The sequence below is a fragment of the Actinomadura violacea genome, from assembly GCF_017573465.1.
Lineage (GTDB): Bacteria > Actinomycetota > Actinomycetes > Streptosporangiales > Streptosporangiaceae > Spirillospora > Spirillospora violacea.
In genome coordinates, this window is record NZ_JAGEPF010000025.1 from 86,164 (window position 1) to 101,917 (window position 15,754).

Consider the following 15,754-nt stretch of genomic DNA (forward strand, 5'->3'; position numbering starts at 1 on the left):
ATCGCATGAAGTGATAAGGACAATGGATGAAAAACGCCCGCCCAGCGCGCCGCGCCCGCAACTGCTGCTCCTGACGGCGGGCGCCGTGATCGGCGCGGTCCTGCTCGCCGCGGCGCTGGTTGTCGACCTGACCGGCGCGAACGACCCGCAGACCCCCGCGATGCCGACCCCGGTGCGCCCGACCATGCCGTCCCTTCCGACGACGTTCCCGACCGTCCCGCCCGGCGGATCCGGCCTGCCGACGCAACTCCCCACCGATTTCCCGACGCAAATGCCGTCGTTCCCGACGGACCTGCCCAGCATTCCGCAGATGCCGGGAGGCGCGCCATGACGGCCAATACCGCGCCGGCGCCGATCGCGGCCCTGCGCGCCGCGGTCCGCGACGACCCGGCGGCCCGCGGGCGGGCGCTGCTCGTCGTCCGGTTGGCCATCGCGCTGTACCTGGTCGAACTGCTGCTCAACCTCGTCCGCCCGCACACCGGACAGAACGACCCCATCCTGTCGATCTTCCAGAAGGCGTCCGGCGGTGGCTCGGTCGGGCGGCTGCTCGGGACGCCCCGGCTGGTGTTCTGGACCGTCCTCGCCGGCATCGTCATCGGCGCGCTGATCCAGGCGGTCGTGCTCGCCACCCGGCCGGACGAGCGCCGCGCCAGGGCGCTGACCTGGGCGACGATCGCGGCGATGCTCGGGCCGTTCGGGCTGATCCCGGTGACCGTCGTCGTCGAGTACCCGGCGCAGTCGCTCGCGTGCGTCCCCGGCACCGCGTTCGTGCTGTGGCTGCTGCACCACGGCCAGCGGTTCTCGCGGGTGCCCCTGGCGATGCTGCTCGTCGCGTTCGGCTGGGGCGCGCTCATCGTGTTCGGTCTCGGACGCGCCGCCAGCGGCCTCGCGTTCGGCACGGCGAACGGCTTCCTCGCCAAGGGCGGCAAGGCGTCGCTGACGTCGCAGATCAAGAGCCAGTACCACGTCATCGACCTGGTGATCGTGCACCTGGCCGTCGTGAACGCGCTGCTGGTCGCGGCCGGCGTCGTCCTGCTGCTGGTGCTGTTCCGGCACCGCGTCACCGACGTCGTGACCGGCCTCGTGCTCGGCGCCGCGGTCGGCCTCGGCTACAACCTCGTCGAGAGCGCGATGTTCATCCGCCTGTTCGGGTCGTTCAGCGCGTTCAACGGCACGACCGGCGGGTTCGAGTACTGGGTCCGGCAGTCCGCCGGGCTGCTCGGCGGGCAGGCGACGTTCGGCGCGCTCCTCGGCGCCGGGATCGGCGTCGCCGCGCAGGCGCGGCGGCCCGGCGAGCGCAGGCGCGCCGCGCTGACCGCCCTCGCCGCGGCGATCGCGGGCGCGATCGCCACCGAGGTCCTGTCCGCGTGGCTCTCCCATCTCGTGCACGACCACATCGACATGGGCGGCCCCTTCGACACCCTGGTCGTCTCGCCGTTCCTCTGGCTGCTCCCCCAGGTGCCGTTCGCCCTGGTCGCCGTCGTGCTGCTGGTGCTCGGGACGCGCGCCAGGGCCGCCGCCGCGCGGACCGCCGTGTCCGCCGAGACGGCGTCCGGGCCGGCCATCACCCGGCAGGAGGCGCCGTTCCTCATCGACCCCGCGCTGCGGCTCTGGACCCTCACCGGCACCTGGCGCCTGCACGGCTGGACCGGGCTGCGCACCCTGCGGCGCCTCCAAATGGCCCAGCTCGACCTCGCCGCCTGGCGCTGGCGGCACCTGGACGACGCCGGCGGCCCCGCCCGCGAGGAGGGAGACGCGTTGCGCGCGAAGGTCATGCGGCTGAAGACCCGCACCGGCGCCCCCGCTGCGCCCCGTCCCGGGCAGGCGACGCCCCGTCCCGGGCAAGCGACGCCCCGTCCCGGGCAGGCGACGCCATGAACCGCCGCCTCCTCCGCTTCGCCGCCGGGACCGTCCTCACCGCCGGGCTCCTGCTGCCGCTCGCCCCGCAGAGCGCGTCCGCCTGCGACGTCAGCTACGGCTACAAGCCGTCCATCGACCTGAAGCACTCGTTCGGGCACGCCCGCACCTGCTCGTCGTCCACCTCCCTCGGCGGCGCCGCGATCGTCGCGGTCCTCGCCCTCGGCGCCCTCGCCGCCGCCGGAGCCGCCGCCTACCGGCGCGGTGTCGCGACGGCGGGCGCCCCCGCGAGCGGGTCGGGCCCGTCGCCCACGCTGGCCGCCTACCTCCAGGCGACGGGCCTCGACCTCCGCCCCAAACCGGCGAACCACCCGCCCTCCGCCCCACCGGCCCGCCCACCGCGACCGCCCTACCCGGGCCCTGGCCAACAGCCGCACCACCCGCCGCAGTACCCGCCCGGCCCACCGCAGCGTCCGCCCGCGTACGGCCCGCCACCCGCGTACGGGCCTCCCCCGCGCCCCGGACCTCCGCAAGGACCCGCGCCGGGAGCCCCGAACGTCCGGCCGCAGCGACCGCCCTCGCGTCCGCCCGCTCCCCGCCCGGCACCCCCACAGGAGCGCCTCCCAGGAGACGGCAATGCGCCACCGGCTCCGTGACCGGGCCGTCGCGGCCCCGGCCGCGCCCCTCGCCGCGCTCGTCCTGCTAGTAAGCCTCACCGCGCCCGGTGCCGCCGCGGCCCCGGAAGCGCCGGCACCGAAACCGCCGCCCCCGGGCGCGGGCGGCTACCCGATGCTGCTGCCGCCGGCCACGGACCCGAAGGACCTCGACGCCCTCAAGCAGAAGATCCCGGAGCTGTTCGGCAATCCCATGGGCCTGTCGCTCCTGGAGGCCCGCCAGTACTTCGAGCACGACCCCGTGGTCCGCCGGAGCCGCCGCCGGGGCGCGCCCAAGTCGCCCGGCCAGTCCTCCCTCGACCAGGGGAACCCCGCCTCGGGGAACGTCGCGGAGCTGTGGTTCGACCTGAGCCGCGCGCGCGGCATCCCCGGTCTCGAAGGGATCGACTGGGACGAGTTCGACCAGCGCCTGACCAATACCGTCGCGGCTCCCCCGTCCGCTTTTCCCACCATCACGGGAAAGTACGCCGTGAACGCGGTCCAGCTCCCGTACGCGAAGAACCCGGCCCTCTTCAAGCAACTCGGCATCGCCCAGAACGGCCGGGTCCTCCAGTTCGCGTCAACGAACATCTACCACAGCCTGGACTCCGAGCAGATCATCCGGGCCCGGCTGGAATGGGCGATCCCGCGCGTCCTCAACGGACTGACCGGCAAGCCCTTCGGGTCCAAGAAGGCCACGATCTACACGAGGCAGGTCCTGCAGCGCAGCATGGCGGGAGCCGCGAGCGAGAACGGCTTCTGCTACGACACCTGCGTCGCGGCCACCAAAGAGGCCCAGCACAAGTTCTCCTACACCGAATACGGCTGGAAAGGGCAGCCGCAGGCGTCCCGGTCGGCGGCCCAGGTCCGCGCGTTCCTTCCCCTGGCCCTCGACGCACTCCAGCGGAAGCAGTCCAAGGAGGCGGAGGAGAAGCAGAAGAAGAACATCGGGCTGCCCGCGGGCTGCACCACCACGAAAACGCTCGGCAGGCCCGGACGGAACGCACCGGCCGTGCGCGCCATGGCCGTGGCGGCGCTCCCCATGGCGAAGCCGTGCGGCGGCGAGGAGAGCGGGCTCGCCCGCTCGATCGCGTCCGGCAAGCTTGGCGGCGTCGACTTCACCACCCTGCAGATGCGGTACATGTCGGACGACGCCGGTTCGGGCGGGGTGAAGTACGCCTTCTCCGGGCAGGCCGCCGGCTCCTCGACGGGGCAGGACCCCGCGTCCGGCCTCGACGCGCTCACCAACAGCACGGCCGACCTGCGGGCGTGGCTGGTGCTCGATCCGAGCAAGTTCTGGGTGAACCTCAACCCGGACGAGCCCGACCGCATCATCGACCCCGCGCTCGGCCGCACCGACGCCGGCAAGGCGCTGCTCGAAGCCGACTACCTGATGAAGCGCACCGAAGGGAGACTGCTGGACCCGAAGACCGACCTCGGCGCGAGATATTGGGACGCGCTGATGAACGGCTCGGACAAGGCCTGCTATTCGTCCCGCATGTGGATCGTCCCCGGCGACGTCGAGGTGCGCGAGGACGGCTCGTCCCTCTACATCCTCAAGGCCGACCTCGCCGTGAAGGCGAAGGCGCAGCACGTCGCCAACACCGGAAAGCTGTCCTGCGTCTCCGACCCGGCGAGCGACGAGCGCAACGAGCAGCTGGAACAGCGGATGATCGTGCCCGCGGTGGTCAAGGCCGTCAACACCGCCCCGGAATACGCCCCCATCCGCCGCGCGTTCCTGGCCCGGATCATCGCGCAATGGATCCGGAAACGGCACCAGGACGGCCACCGCACGTCGTTCGACAAGCTCATCGGCTCCGGGAACCTCGGCCCGGTGCAACTGCGGGACGGCTGGACGCCCCGGCAGGTGTACGACGCCTATGTCCATTCCATCCAGAACGGCGACTTCACGTACACCCAGACCGTCGACCGGGGCAACGTCCGCGTGACCCGCCAGCTGGTGACCGGAGGCGTCGACTTCAGCAAGATCCCGATGAGCCCGGTCAGCGCCGCGCTGATGAACCGCGACCACCCCGGGCTCGCCGGAACGGTGAAGGCGTCCGCGAGCGCGCCGGCGACCGCGTCCGACGGCTCGATCTGGCTCGGCGACTCCGCGAGCTCGCCGGACAACGGGGTGTGGGCCAGGACGTCCGGGACGGTGCGCGCGTTCGTGACCGGGCGGACGGGGATCGCCGCGGTCATCGTGGTCGCGCTCGTGGTGGTGCTCTTCGGGATCCGCACCGGCTCCGGCCGCAGGCGCCGGGCCTCATGAACAGAAAAACCGCAGATCCGAACGGATCCGCGGTCGTTGCGCCTGATGTACCCCCGAGCGGATTCGAACCGCCGTTACCGCCTTGAGAGGGCGGCGTCCTAGGCCACTAGACGACGGGGGCTGGACTGTCTGCCTCGGCAGGAGCCGACGAGCGGGAACTCACCGGCCACGACCTTGGCAACGTACCCCCGAGCGGATTCGAACCGCCGTTACCGCCTTGAGAGGGCGGCGTCCTAGGCCACTAGACGACGGGGGCCTGTCCACCGGAGTGGACGGAGCTGGGGTACCAGGACTCGAACCTAGACTAAGTGAACCAGAATCACTCGTGCTGCCGATTACACCATACCCCAGTGCGGTACGGGCTTCCCGGCCGTTTCCGGCTGGTCGCTCGCGCCTCGATGAGAATACAGGACAGGGCGTCAGCGGCCAAAACGATTGCCGTACCGGGCGCGATCAGCGGGTGAAGTCGGGCGGGCCGACGTGCTCGTGGCCCCAGTCGACGAGCGGCCGCAGCCGCCGCCAGGCCGCCCGGACCCGGTCGGCGGCCTCGGGCGTCGCCATCCACGGGTCTGCGGGCCAGCCCTCGTGGGCGTAGAGGGAGCGGTGGCGCAGCAGGTCGAGACGGGGGTGGTCCTCGGGGGTACCGCGCGGGCGGGTCTTGAGCCGGTCCCCGGCGATCTCCAGGCCCGCGGCGCGCAGATCGTCCACGATGGCCTGGAGGCGCTTGCCTGAGGTGTCGGAGTCGACGGCGGCGCGGTAGCCGCGGAGCTGCTCGGGCGTGGGCGCGTACATGCCGCCGGCGACCATCAGGCCGTCGGCGTCGATCTGGACGTAGAAGCCGCCGCTGTGGCCGCCCTGGTGGGTCTTGTAGGGCGTCTTGTCCTTGCTGAAGCGGACGTCGCGGTACGGCCGGAACAGCTTGACCGCGCCGAACTCCTCCTCGAGCTCGGCGCACAGCTCGGCCATCGGGCCGCGGACGTGGTCTTCATAAACCTGGCGGTGGGCCGTCCAGTAGGACTTGCTGTTGTCGGCGAGGAGGCCCTCGTAGAACTCGAACGCCTCGCCGCGGAACCCGGTGAACGTCATGACCTCCCCTTCCGTACGGCGCCCCTCAGCTTAGGGACGCCGTACGACAGCGGAGGTCAGTCGCGGGCGACGACCCGGTTGCTGAGAGAGCCGACGTTCTCGATCGTGACGGTGACCTCGTCGCCGATCTGGAGCGGTCCGACGCCGGCGGGCGTGCCGGTGAGGATGACGTCGCCGGGCAGCAGCGTCATGACCTGGCTGACGTACTCGACCAGGCTCGGGACGTCGTGCAGCAGCAGCGACGTGCGGGACTCCTGCCGGACCTCGCCGTTGACCGTGGTGGAGATCGCGAGGTCGGCCGGGTCGACCTCGGTCTCGATCCAGGGGCCGAGCGGGCAGAAGGTGTCGAAGCCCTTCGCCCGCGTCCACTGCCCGTCCTTCTTCTGCAGGTCGCGGGCCGTGACGTCGTTCGCGCAGGTGTAGCCGAGGATGACGTCGGCGGCGCGGGCGGCGGGCACCTCGCGGCACATGCGGCCGATCACCACCGCCAGCTCGCCCTCGTGGTCGACGCGCTCGGAGAGCCTCTCCGGGTAGGCGATCGCCTCGCCGGGCCCGATCACCGCGGTGGACGGCTTGGCGAAGATCACCGGTTCGGCGGGCGGCTCGCCGCCCATCTCGCGGGCGTGGTCGGCGTAGTTCTTGCCGATCGCGATGACCTTGCTGGGCAGGATCGGGGCCAGCAGCCGCACGTCGGCGAGCGGGAAGCGCTGCCCGGTGAAGGTCAGCTCACCGAACGGGTGGGCCGCGACGGCGGCGATGGTGTTCTCCTCCACCACGCCGAAGGACATGCCCTCGTCGGTGGAGAACCTGGCGATACGCATGGCCGAGAGCCTAGTACGCGGCTCAGAACCCGCACGCGGCGCCGTTGAACAGGCACCCTCGCGGCGTCGCCGGAGAGCCCGCCGCGCCGTACTGGACGTCCATGGTGCCGCCGGGCGGGATCGGGTCCTCGTCGCCGCTCTCGATCACCGGATGGGACCCGCCCTGGACGAGCCGGCCGCCCCACACGTTGCGGACGTCCGCGCCGGGCGCGTCGAAGCTGATCCGCCAGGAGTCCATGGGCTGGGCGGTGCGGTTGGTGATGACCAGGACGCCCTCGTAGTAGCCGTCGTCCTGCTGGACGAGCCGGTAGGTGATGCCGTCGCCGGTCACGACGGGCCCGATCGGCGCGGCGGGGGCCTGCGCGGTCGGCTCCGCCCCCTGCGGCGGCCCGCCGGAAGGCGCGGGCCGACCGGACGGCGCGGGGCCGCCGGGCGCCGGACGCCCCGTCGCCGCTCCGCCGGCGGGCGTCCTGCTCGCGGGCGTGCGAGCGGCGGTCGGGCGCGACGCGGGGTCGTCCCCGTCCGAGCCGCTTCCGCTGAGCAGCGAGACGGCGCCCAGCGCCAGGGCCATGATCGCTACAGCCCCGACCAGGGGGATCAGCAGCGCGGGGAGCCGCGACCGCGCGGTGCGCGTCGCGGACGGCGGCTGCGCCCGGAATCCCGCGACCACCGGGTCCGCCATCGGGGCCGGCCCCGGTTCGGCGAACACCGGCTCCTCCGCCGCGACGGGCTCCTCAGGCCCCGGCGCCTCCGGCTCCGCAGGCACCTCTGGCTCAGCGGGCGTCTCCGGCTCGACCAGCGCCTCCGGCTCGTCCGGTTCGGTCGGCTCGTCCGGTTCGGTCGGCTCGTCCGGCTCGCTGGCGAGGTCGGGAGCCGTGGCGTCGGGGTCGGCGCTCGCGGGCTCGGGCACGTCGACGGCCGTGGCGGACGGCTCCGCGGCGGCGTCCTCCGGTCCGGCCGGTTCGGCCGGGGCGCCGGCGGGACGGGGGAACTCGACGGTGGTCGTGTGGTCCGGAGGCACGTAGCCGGGCTCGTCGCTCAACTCCTCGCCTCCCTGCGGCCGGTCACATGGAGTCCGACGATGGGCGGAGCGATCAGGTTCAGGAAAAACGCCGGAAATGTGGCGTTCAGCCGGTGGCGACGGCGGGCTCCAGCCCGCGCCGGGCCGCCTGCCGCTGGTGCCGGTTGAGCATGTCGGTGATCAGCTCGATCGCGTCCGGGGTGGCGATGTCCTGGGCGCCGCTGAGCCAGCGGGTGGCCTCGGCGAGCAGGTCCTCGGCGGACCCGTCGGCGCCGTCGTCGGCCATCCGGCCGAGCACCGCGCCGAGCCGCAGCGCCGCCGCGGCGTGCCCGGACTCGGCGGCGCGCCGGAACCAGTCGGCGGCCTGGCCGAGGTCGCCCTCGCACTCGTAGATCTCGCCCAGCCCGAACGCGACGTCGGCCCAGGTTCCGTCCGTGGGACGCCCGAGGTCCTCGGGACTCCAGGGTCGGACAGGCATGCGATCACTCCGGTGGTTCGGCTGTGGGACCACGGCGCGCGGATGCGGCACGCGTGCCGTGCGCGACCCATGGTGGCGCCGGCGCCCGAAATCCGCCACCGCTTTAGCCGGTTTTGTTGAAATTTCTGCCAGACGCCCCTGTCAGGAGTGAAAAGTCGGTCGTCCACGCGAACGCCCGGGCCCGCCGCGACGTGCCGCCGGAGGGTGCGCGGCGCGGCCCGGGGCGGGGTGAGTACCGTGGGCACGACAAGACGTGAAGGGGGTCGGGCGTGTCCGTCGTGAAGATCAATGTCCTCACCGTGAACCCGGAGATGCGCGAGGAGATCGAGAAGCGCTTCGCCGGGCGGGCGGGGCTGGTGGAGTCCGCGGAGGGCTTCGAGGGCTTCGAGCTGCTGCGTCCCGTCGAGGGCCAGGACAGGTACCTGGTCTACACCAAGTGGCGCAGCGAGGAGGACTTCCAGCGCTGGACGCAGAGCCAGTCCTTCCAGCGCGGGCACGCCGAGGCCGCCAAGGACCGCGAGGCCGGCCACGGCCATGGCCACGGGCACGGGCACGGGCACGGCGGTCCCGCCGCGGCCGGCTCGGAGCTGTGGGGCTTCGAGGTCGTCCAGAGCGCCGGCCCCAAGCAGGGCTGACCGGACGCGACGAGCGCGGGTCCCAGCCGGGGCCCGCGCTCGTCACGTGCTCACCCCTTCACCAGGTCCTGGTAGTCGGAGTGCTTGTCGATCCACTTCTTGATGAACGGGCAGAGCGGCACGACCGGGTCGCCCTTGGCGCGGACGTCGTCCAGCGCGCCCCGCGCGAGGGCGCTGCCGATGCCCTTGCCCTCGAAGGCGGGGTCGACCTCGGTGTGGGTGAACACGACCGCGCCGTCGCGCCGCTCGTACTCGGCGAACCCGGCGAGGCCGCCGTCCACCCGGATCTCGTAGCGGCCTTCCCCGGCGTTGTCGGTGATCTCGGTGCTCATTCCCCGATCATGCCCGACAGGAGAGGGATTAGCCCGCCTCGTACCCGGCGTGCAGCAGGCAGTAGGTGACGGCCTCCTCCAGCGCCTGCCAGGACGCGGCGATGACGTTGTCCTCGACGCCGACCGTGCCCCACTCGCGCTCGCCGTCGGCCGACTCGATCAGCACCCGGGTGCGGGCGTCGGTGCCGTGCGCGCCCTCCAGGATGCGGACCTTGTAGTCGACGAGCTCCAGCCGCGCCAGCTCGGGGTAGAGCCGGCCGAGCGCGATGCGCAGCGCGTTGTCCAGCGCGTTGACGGGGCCGTTGCCCTCGCCCGTCGCGATGATCCGCTCCCCCTTGGCGTGCAGCTTGACGGTCGCCTCGCTGACCATGGACCCGTCCGGGCGGCGCTCCACGATCGACCGCCACGACTCGACCTCGAAGTGCCGCTGGCGGACGCCGGTCAGCTCCTCGCGCAGCAGCAGCTCGAACGAGGCGTCCGCGGCCTCGAAGGTGTAGCCGGTCGACTCCAGCTCCTTGACCTTGTCCACGACGGCCTTGGCCTTGTCGCCGGACAGGTCGTAGCCGAGCTCGCGGCCCTTCAGCTCGACGGACGCGCGGCCCGCCATGCTCGACACCAGCATCCGCATGTCGTTGCCGACGGCGGACGGGTCGATGTGCTGGTAGAGGTCCGGGTCGACCTTGACGGCGGAGGCGTGCAGCCCCGCCTTGTGCGCGAACGCCGACAGGCCGACGTAGGGCTGCTGCGAGCCGGGCGCGACGTTGGTGACCTCGGAGACCGCGTGCGCGATCCGGGTCATCTCCCCCAGCTGCGCGTCCGACACCAGGTCCATACCCCGCTTGAGCTGCAGGTTCCCGATGACGGTGAACAGGTTGGCGTTGCCGCTGCGCTCGCCGTAGCCGTTCGCGCAGCCCTGGACGTGGGTCGCGCCGGCCTTCACCGCGGCGAGCGAGTTGGCGACCGCGCAGCCGGAGTCGTCGTGGCAGTGGATGCCGACGCGGACGCCGAGCCCGACGACCTCGTTGACGACGTCGGCCAGCTCGTCGGGCAGCATGCCGCCGTTGGTGTCGCAGAGCGCGACGACGTCGGCGCCCGCCTCGGCGGCGGTCCGGACGGCCTCCAGCGCGTAGGCGCGGTTGGCCTTGTAGCCGTCGAAGAAGTGCTCGGCGTCCAGGAAGACTCGCTGGCCCTCCGCACGCAGGTGGGAGACCGTGTCGCGGATCATCGCGAGGTTCTCCTCCAGGGTGGTGCGGAGGGCCAGTTCGACGTGCCTGTCGTGACTCTTGGCGACCAGGGTCACGACGGACGCGCCGGATTCGCGCAGTGCGGCGACCTGGGGGTCGTCGGCCGCCTTCACACCGGCCCGGCGGGTCGCGCCGAACGCGGTGAGCCGCGCGTGCCTCAGGTCCAGCTCGGTTCGAGCCCGCCTGAAGAACTCGGTGTCCTTGGGGTTGGCGCCGGGCCAGCCGCCCTCGATGAAGCCGACGCCCAGGTCGTCGAGGTGCCGGGCGACGACGAGCTTGTCGGCCACGGAGAGGTTCAGCCCCTCCTGCTGCGAGCCGTCGCGGAGCGTGGTGTCGTAGACGTGGAAGTCGTCGCCGTGCATGGTGTGGGTCCCCCCAGGGATGGGCGATCAGCGCCAGGGCACAAAAAAGACCCCTCACGGACGTGAGAGGTCTGCGCGCCGGCGGTGTCCCGTTAGTTGCCGGCGCGCCAGCCGATAATGACGAGGCTGAGGCGCATGATGCGGCCCAGTCTGCCACACCGCCCCTCGTGCATGGGACACCCGTCTCGGATGCTGAGACGTCAGCCCTGGAAGTTCGCATCCTTCGGGACGAGCGTCCCGTCCGCGGCGAACGCGAAGTCGACGTTGATGATGTGGTTCAGGAAGATCATGTCGTCGCCGTACCAGAGGCGGCCCTCCCCCTCCACCGCGTTCCAGCTCATCGAGGTCAGCGTGATGCGGCGCTCGATGTCGGCCGGCTCGTTCACCACCTCCTCCGGGCCGCACGCCCCCTCGGCCGCGGCGTCGTGCGTCCAGTCGTACGCCGCGTCGAGCAGCCGCTCGGCCGCGAACCGCCGCAGCGGCGGCTCGGCCTCCGCGATCCGCCGCGTGATCGCGGCGAGCTCGGCGACCCGCTCGCGGACGGTCTCCTCCGGCACGTCCGCCGGCAGGTCCGCGAGGCCGTCGTCCTCGAAGTCGACGTCCCCGGCGGAGAACCGCCAGGACCACCGCCCTCCGGAGTGCTCGCCGCGGACGGCGCCGAGCGTCCCGTCTTCCAGCTCGATCGTGCGCGCGGTCGCTGAATCGCCCACCGTCCTCCCTTCGGCTCGTTCCGGACGGCAGGTCAGCCTAGGACGCGCCGGTATACATCCGGTACACATCGCGAAGTCATCCGTCATTTCAGGCGATAACGCTTTATAGAAGTGCGGGAAATGATCTCCCAAGGTTAAGTAAGGTTTTCATCGCGTAAACGCGCTTGCGCAATGCTCGGCAAATGACCGAGGATCGCGCTGTCCGCCGGTAGAAGGGGATTGCGATGAGCGGTGATCCGGTTCGCGGAACGGTCGCGTCCTGGGACGACGAGACCGGCTGGGGGGTGCTCGTCTCGCCGGACGTCCCGGGCGAGGTCTGGGCGCACTTCTCCGCCGTCCGCACCGCCCCCGGCGGCTTCGCCTCCCTGGATCCCGGTGAGAGCGTGCTGTTCACCTGGGAGGAAGCCGAGCAGGACGGCTACGCCTACCGCGCGCTGGACGTGCGGCGGGCCGGCCGGAGCTGAGCACCCCGGCGGCGGACCCGGCACGGCCGCCCGCCGGTCCCGGCGGACGGCGACCATTTCCGAAGGGAATGCCTGTCATGCGCATGCACACATTCGGCCGGACGGCCGTGATCTCCGGAACGGCTCTGGCAATGGCGCTCGGCGCCGCCGGCGCCGCGTCCGCGGCGAGCCGTCCGGGGCACCACGCCCCCGTCGCGGCGGCCCATTACTTCGTCTTCACCAAACGGCATCAGGGCTTCGCGCACCGGGACCGGATCGGCGCGTTCCACGCGCAGGTGAGGCTGACCGGGCGGCACTCGCGGCAGTACCCGATGCCGTGGTCGTTCCAGATCACCAGCGGCAAGCTCCGGGCGATCGCGCGGGGCCGGGCGGTCTGCACCGCGACCCGGCTGAACGGCCGCTACCACGACCGGCACGTGATCCCGGTGGGCTACGTCTGGCACTCCACGGTCAAGCCGCACCGCGTCCGCAAGGTCTACACGCTCTCGGGCACCTGCACCTTCCCGGTTCAGGTCGGCGGGAGGCCCGGCCGGGCCTTCGTCGGGTTCGCGTTCCACTACGCGATCAACCCGGACGCGCGGGGCGTGAGCCCGAAGACGGCCGGTTCCGCGGTCACCACCTCGGTGCGCTTCGGGCACTGACGCCGGGGCCCCCTTCCGGCCGCTGACGCGGCGGTCCCGCCTCGTCCGCCGAAACGGCCGGGCATGACGGCGCCCGATGGCGCGCACCCGGGGACGGGCGCGCCATCGGGCGCTTCCACGATCAGACGATCTTGTGGACCCAGCCGTAGGGGTCGGGACGGGTGCCGTACTGGATGCCGACGAGCTCCTGCCGCAGCTTCATGGAGATCTCGCCGGGCTCGCCGTCGCCGATCGTCCACTCGCGGTCGCGGCCCTTGACCCGGCCCACCGGGCTGATGATCGCGGCGGTGCCGCAGCCGAACACCTCGGTGATCTCGCCGGACGCGCAGCCGGCCTGCCAGTCGTCGATGCTGATCTTGCCCTCCTCGGCGGGGATGCCGAGGTCGGGGGCGAGCTTGAGCATCGAGTCGCGGGTGACGCCGGCGAGCAGGGTGCCGGTGAGCGCGGGGGTGAGCAGCCGGGCCTGCGAGCCGGACCCGTAGACGAACATCAGGTTCATCGAGCCGACCTCCTCGACCCAGCGGTGCTCCACCGCGTCGAGCCAGACGACCTGGTCGCAGCCCTGCTGGACGGCCTCGGCCTGGCCGGCGAAGGACGCGGCGTAGTTGCCGCCGAACTTGGCCTCGCCGGTGCCGCCGGGCGCCGCGCGGGTGTAGTCCTGCGACAGCCACACCGAGACGGGCTTGATCCCGCGCGGGTAGTACAGCCCGGACGGGGAGGCGATGATCATGAAGAGGAACTCGTGCGCCGGGCTGTTCACGCCGAGCGCGCGGGTGGTGGCGAACATGAACGGCCGCAGGTAGAGGCTGTGGCCCTCGGTGTCGGGGACCCACGCCTTGTCGGTGGCGACGAGCAGCTCGACGGCGTCGACGAACAGCTGCTCGGGGATCTGCGGCATGGCCATCCGCTTGGCGGACCGGTTCATCCGCGCCGCGTTCATGTACGGCCTGAAGGTGACGATCGAGCCGTCCGGCTGCTTGTAGGCCTTGAGGCCCTCGAACAGCTCCTGGGCGTAGTGGAACACCTGGCTGGCCGGGTCCATCGGGATGGGCCCGTACGGTTCGAGCTTCGCGTCGTGCCAGCCGCGGTCCGCCGAGTACCGGATGGTGATCATGTGGTCGGTGAAGTACCGGCCGAAGCCCGGATCGGCCAGGACGCGCTCGCGCTCGGCGGCCGCCGCGGGCCGCTCGGTCAGCGTGATCTCGAAGTCCAGGGTGTCGCTCATCGCCGTTCGTCCTCTCCCGGTCGCCGCTGCGGCCCCGTTGCCGCTCGACGGCTCTTAATCCCTATTGTCGTACTTCGTTCCTCGACTCCACTCCTCGCACGCGGCGCATACGGAAAACCGGGCGCGCCGCGAGGCGCGCCCGGAGTGTTCCTGCTCGTGGCCGGAGAGGCGCGCCCTCAGCCCGATACTCGCTTGGCGATCGCGTCGCCGACCTGCGAGGTCGAGCGCGCCCCGAGGGCGCCGCGCTCGGCCAGGTCGTCGGAGACGGCCTGCTCGACGCGGCGGGCGGCCTCGGCCGCGCCGACGTGGTCGAGCAGCATCGCGACCGACAGGATCGTGGCGGTCGGGTCGGCCTTGCCCTGCCCGGCGATGTCGGGGGCGCTGCCGTGCACCGGCTCGAACATCGACGGCGCCGTCCGGTCCGGGTTGACGTTCCCGGACGCGGCGAGCCCGATGCCGCCGGCGATCGCCGCGCCGATGTCGGTGATGATGTCGCCGAACAGGTTGTCGGTGACGACGACGTCGAACCGCTGCGGCTGGCCGACGAAGAACATGGTGGCCGCGTCGACATGGCAGTAGTCGGTGCTGACCTGCGGGTACTCCGCACCGACCCGCTTGAGGGTGCGCTGGTAGAGATCACCGGCGAAGGTGAGGACGTTGTCCTTGTGGACCAGCGTGAGCTTCTTGCGGGGCCGCGACGCCGCGACCTCGAAGGCGTACCGGACGACCCGCTCGACACCGAAGGCGGTGTTGACGCTCTCCTGGGTGGCGACCTCGTGCTCGGTGCCCTTGCGCAGGACGCCGCCGACGCCGGTGTAGGGGCCCTCGGTGCCCTCGCGGACGACGACCATGTCGATGTCCTCGGGCGTGACGTCGGCGAGCGGGGTCTTCACACCCGGGAAGAGCTTGACCGGGCGCAGGTTGACGTAGTGGTCGAGCTCGAACCGGGTCCGCAGCAGCAGGCCGCGCTCCAGCGTCCCGCTCGGCACGCTCGGGTCGCCGACGGCGCCCAGCAGGATGACGTCCTGGCCGCGCAGCTCCTCCAGCACCGAGTCGGGCAGGGTCTCCCCGGTCCGGTGCCAGCGGGCGGCGCCCAGGTCGTAGGAGGTCTGCTCGAACGCGAGGTCACCGGACGGGGCGACGGCCTCGAGGACCTTCAGCCCCTCGGCGACCACCTCGGGGCCGATCCCGTCACCGGGGATGACGGCCAGACGAATGCTGCGGGAAGCCATGCGCGTACTGTACTGCAAACGTCTCACTGCTTGGGCTTTCGTCTCACATCCCGGTATCGGTGTCTCGGTCCGGGACGTCCCGGACCGTCCCCCGCGGCCCCCGCGGCCCGCCGCCGAGGCCGAACCCGGCCCGCCGGGCCCGGACGATCACCGCGGACCGGTCCGCCACCCGCAGCTCGGTGAAGATCGCCGAGATGTGGTCGGCCACCGTCTTCGGCGCGATCGCCAGCGCCCGCGCGATCTGCGCGTTCGCCCGGCCCGCCGCGATCAGGTCCAGCACCTGCCGCTCCCGCGCGGTCAGCTCCGGGAACGGCTCGGCCGCCGGCGGCGGCGCCGCGAAGTACCCGAGCAGCGCGCGCAGCCCGCCGCGCACCACCGGATGGTCGTCGGCGACCTCGACCCGCAGCCGCCCGTCCGCGCGGATCCGCACCTCCACCCGGGCGCCGCCCGAGTGCCGGACGGCGTTCGCCATCCCCTCCACCGCGATCCGGTACGCGGCGGCCTCCACGGCGGCGGGCAGCGGCGGCGCCACGTCCACCGTGACGGCCACGCCCCGCACGGCCAGCTGCCCGGCGCGCTGCCGGACGGCCCCGGCCAGGCCGAGGTCGTCCAGCGCGGGCGGGCGCAGGTCGTAGACCAGGCGGCGGATGTCGTCGACGGCCGGGGCTGTCTCCTCGCGCAACTCGGCGACCAGCCGGGCCGCCTGGTCCGGGTCCGCCGG

At 72.3% G+C, this 15,754-nt stretch carries 17 protein-coding genes and 3 tRNA genes; 7 read left to right on the forward strand and 13 right to left on the reverse strand.

Annotated features, from left to right (window positions below; translation table 11 throughout):
• Positions 1-22 precede the first annotated feature (22 nt).
• The 4 genes from J4709_RS36560 to J4709_RS36575 are packed head-to-tail and all read left to right on the forward strand — an operon-like array spanning position 23 to position 4,782.
• A complete protein-coding gene (locus J4709_RS36560) occupies positions 23-331 on the forward strand; it encodes a hypothetical protein (RefSeq protein WP_208247959.1) in 309 nt (102 codons plus the stop codon).
• The gene (locus tag J4709_RS36565; protein WP_208247961.1) at positions 328-1,878 is read left to right on the forward strand and encodes a PrsW family glutamic-type intramembrane protease; all 1,551 of its coding nucleotides are present in this window, start codon (positions 328-330) and stop codon (positions 1,876-1,878) included. Before J4709_RS36560 ends, J4709_RS36565 begins: the two co-directional genes overlap by 4 nt.
• Entirely contained in the window at positions 1,875-2,513 is a 639-nt protein-coding gene (locus J4709_RS36570; RefSeq protein WP_208247963.1) for a hypothetical protein, read from the forward strand. Before J4709_RS36565 ends, J4709_RS36570 begins: the two co-directional genes overlap by 4 nt.
• Entirely contained in the window at positions 2,494-4,782 is a 2,289-nt protein-coding gene (locus tag J4709_RS36575; protein ID WP_208247965.1) for a hypothetical protein, read from the forward strand. The genes J4709_RS36570 and J4709_RS36575 overlap by 20 nt, the downstream gene beginning before the upstream one ends.
• 48 nt (positions 4,783-4,830) lie before the next feature.
• On the opposite strand, the gene J4709_RS36580 is transcribed toward J4709_RS36575, so the two are convergent.
• From J4709_RS36580 to J4709_RS36610, 7 genes are all read right to left on the reverse strand, one after another.
• Positions 4,831-4,903, reverse strand: a tRNA-Glu gene (locus J4709_RS36580).
• 62 nt (positions 4,904-4,965) lie between these two features.
• Positions 4,966-5,038: transfer RNA gene (locus J4709_RS36585), tRNA-Glu, on the reverse strand.
• 22 nt (positions 5,039-5,060) lie between these two features.
• Positions 5,061-5,132: transfer RNA gene (locus tag J4709_RS36590), tRNA-Gln, on the reverse strand.
• A 103-nt stretch (positions 5,133-5,235) separates the two neighbouring features.
• On the reverse strand, positions 5,236-5,868 hold the full coding sequence (locus J4709_RS36595) for a DUF2461 domain-containing protein (protein ID WP_208247967.1): 633 nt from the start codon (positions 5,866-5,868) through the stop codon (positions 5,236-5,238).
• 56 nt (positions 5,869-5,924) lie between these two features.
• A complete protein-coding gene (locus J4709_RS36600) occupies positions 5,925-6,689 on the reverse strand; it encodes a fumarylacetoacetate hydrolase family protein (RefSeq protein ID WP_208247968.1) in 765 nt (254 codons plus the stop codon).
• 22 nt (positions 6,690-6,711) lie between these two features.
• A complete protein-coding gene (locus tag J4709_RS36605; RefSeq protein WP_208247970.1) occupies positions 6,712-7,731 on the reverse strand; it encodes a cellulose binding domain-containing protein in 1,020 nt (339 codons plus the stop codon).
• A gap of 85 nt (positions 7,732-7,816) precedes the next feature.
• Positions 7,817-8,188 carry a hypothetical protein gene (locus tag J4709_RS36610; RefSeq protein ID WP_173099457.1) on the reverse strand — a complete coding sequence of 124 codons (372 nt, stop codon included), beginning with the start codon at positions 8,186-8,188 and terminating at the stop codon, positions 7,817-7,819.
• Positions 8,189-8,457: 269 nt separating this feature from the next.
• Between J4709_RS36610 and J4709_RS36615 the strand changes: the two genes are divergently transcribed.
• A complete protein-coding gene (locus tag J4709_RS36615) occupies positions 8,458-8,823 on the forward strand; it encodes an antibiotic biosynthesis monooxygenase family protein (protein ID WP_208247972.1) in 366 nt (121 codons plus the stop codon).
• Positions 8,824-8,873: 50 nt separating this feature from the next.
• On the opposite strand, the gene J4709_RS36620 is transcribed toward J4709_RS36615, so the two are convergent.
• The 3 genes from J4709_RS36620 to J4709_RS36630 all read right to left on the reverse strand — a co-directional run bounded on the left by J4709_RS36620 (position 8,874) and on the right by J4709_RS36630 (position 11,471).
• A complete protein-coding gene (locus J4709_RS36620; protein ID WP_208247973.1) occupies positions 8,874-9,155 on the reverse strand; it encodes a GNAT family N-acetyltransferase in 282 nt (93 codons plus the stop codon).
• Positions 9,156-9,183: 28 nt separating this feature from the next.
• Entirely contained in the window at positions 9,184-10,761 is a 1,578-nt protein-coding gene (cimA, locus tag J4709_RS36625) for a citramalate synthase (RefSeq protein ID WP_208247974.1), read from the reverse strand.
• Positions 10,762-10,961: 200 nt separating this feature from the next.
• Positions 10,962-11,471, reverse strand: a complete 510-nt coding sequence (locus J4709_RS36630) for a DUF2262 domain-containing protein (RefSeq protein WP_208247975.1) — start codon at positions 11,469-11,471, stop codon at positions 10,962-10,964.
• Positions 11,472-11,695: 224 nt separating this feature from the next.
• Between J4709_RS36630 and J4709_RS36635 the strand changes: the two genes are divergently transcribed.
• Entirely contained in the window at positions 11,696-11,935 is a 240-nt protein-coding gene (locus J4709_RS36635) for a cold-shock protein (protein ID WP_173099453.1), read from the forward strand.
• A gap of 77 nt (positions 11,936-12,012) precedes the next feature.
• Entirely contained in the window at positions 12,013-12,576 is a 564-nt protein-coding gene (locus J4709_RS36640; protein ID WP_208247976.1) for a hypothetical protein, read from the forward strand.
• A 121-nt stretch (positions 12,577-12,697) separates the two neighbouring features.
• Here the strand turns inward: J4709_RS36640 and J4709_RS36645 are convergent, their stop codons facing one another.
• The 3 genes from J4709_RS36645 to J4709_RS36655 form a co-directional block, all read right to left on the reverse strand.
• On the reverse strand, positions 12,698-13,801 hold the full coding sequence (locus J4709_RS36645; protein ID WP_208247978.1) for a branched-chain amino acid aminotransferase: 1,104 nt from the start codon (positions 13,799-13,801) through the stop codon (positions 12,698-12,700).
• 176 nt (positions 13,802-13,977) lie between these two features.
• A complete protein-coding gene (locus J4709_RS36650; protein WP_208247980.1) occupies positions 13,978-15,033 on the reverse strand; it encodes a 3-isopropylmalate dehydrogenase in 1,056 nt (351 codons plus the stop codon).
• 43 nt (positions 15,034-15,076) lie between these two features.
• Positions 15,077-15,715: a helix-turn-helix transcriptional regulator gene (locus J4709_RS36655; protein WP_232384587.1), complete on the reverse strand. Its 639-nt coding sequence runs from the start codon at positions 15,713-15,715 to the stop codon at positions 15,077-15,079.
• Positions 15,716-15,754 lie beyond the last annotated feature (39 nt).

Excerpts from the sequence above, each read along its gene's own strand:
- J4709_RS36560 (WP_208247959.1), top strand. The coding sequence starts at position 23 with ATGGATGAAAAACGCCCGCCCAGCGCGCCGCGCCCGCAACTGCTGCTC.
- J4709_RS36565 (WP_208247961.1), top strand. The coding sequence starts at position 328 with ATGACGGCCAATACCGCGCCGGCGCCGATCGCGGCCCTGCGCGCCGCG.
- J4709_RS36570 (WP_208247963.1), top strand. The coding sequence starts at position 1,875 with ATGAACCGCCGCCTCCTCCGCTTCGCCGCCGGGACCGTCCTCACCGCC.
- J4709_RS36575 (WP_208247965.1), top strand. The coding sequence starts at position 2,494 with ATGCGCCACCGGCTCCGTGACCGGGCCGTCGCGGCCCCGGCCGCGCCC.
- J4709_RS36595 (WP_208247967.1), bottom strand. The coding sequence starts at position 5,868 with ATGACGTTCACCGGGTTCCGCGGCGAGGCGTTCGAGTTCTACGAGGGC.
- J4709_RS36600 (WP_208247968.1), bottom strand. The coding sequence starts at position 6,689 with ATGCGTATCGCCAGGTTCTCCACCGACGAGGGCATGTCCTTCGGCGTG.
- J4709_RS36610 (WP_173099457.1), bottom strand. The coding sequence starts at position 8,188 with ATGCCTGTCCGACCCTGGAGTCCCGAGGACCTCGGGCGTCCCACGGAC.
- J4709_RS36620 (WP_208247973.1), bottom strand. The coding sequence starts at position 9,155 with ATGAGCACCGAGATCACCGACAACGCCGGGGAAGGCCGCTACGAGATC.
- cimA (WP_208247974.1), bottom strand. The coding sequence starts at position 10,761 with ATGCACGGCGACGACTTCCACGTCTACGACACCACGCTCCGCGACGGC.
- J4709_RS36635 (WP_173099453.1), top strand. The coding sequence starts at position 11,696 with ATGAGCGGTGATCCGGTTCGCGGAACGGTCGCGTCCTGGGACGACGAG.
- J4709_RS36640 (WP_208247976.1), top strand. The coding sequence starts at position 12,013 with ATGCGCATGCACACATTCGGCCGGACGGCCGTGATCTCCGGAACGGCT.
- J4709_RS36645 (WP_208247978.1), bottom strand. The coding sequence starts at position 13,801 with ATGAGCGACACCCTGGACTTCGAGATCACGCTGACCGAGCGGCCCGCG.
- J4709_RS36650 (WP_208247980.1), bottom strand. The coding sequence starts at position 15,033 with ATGGCTTCCCGCAGCATTCGTCTGGCCGTCATCCCCGGTGACGGGATC.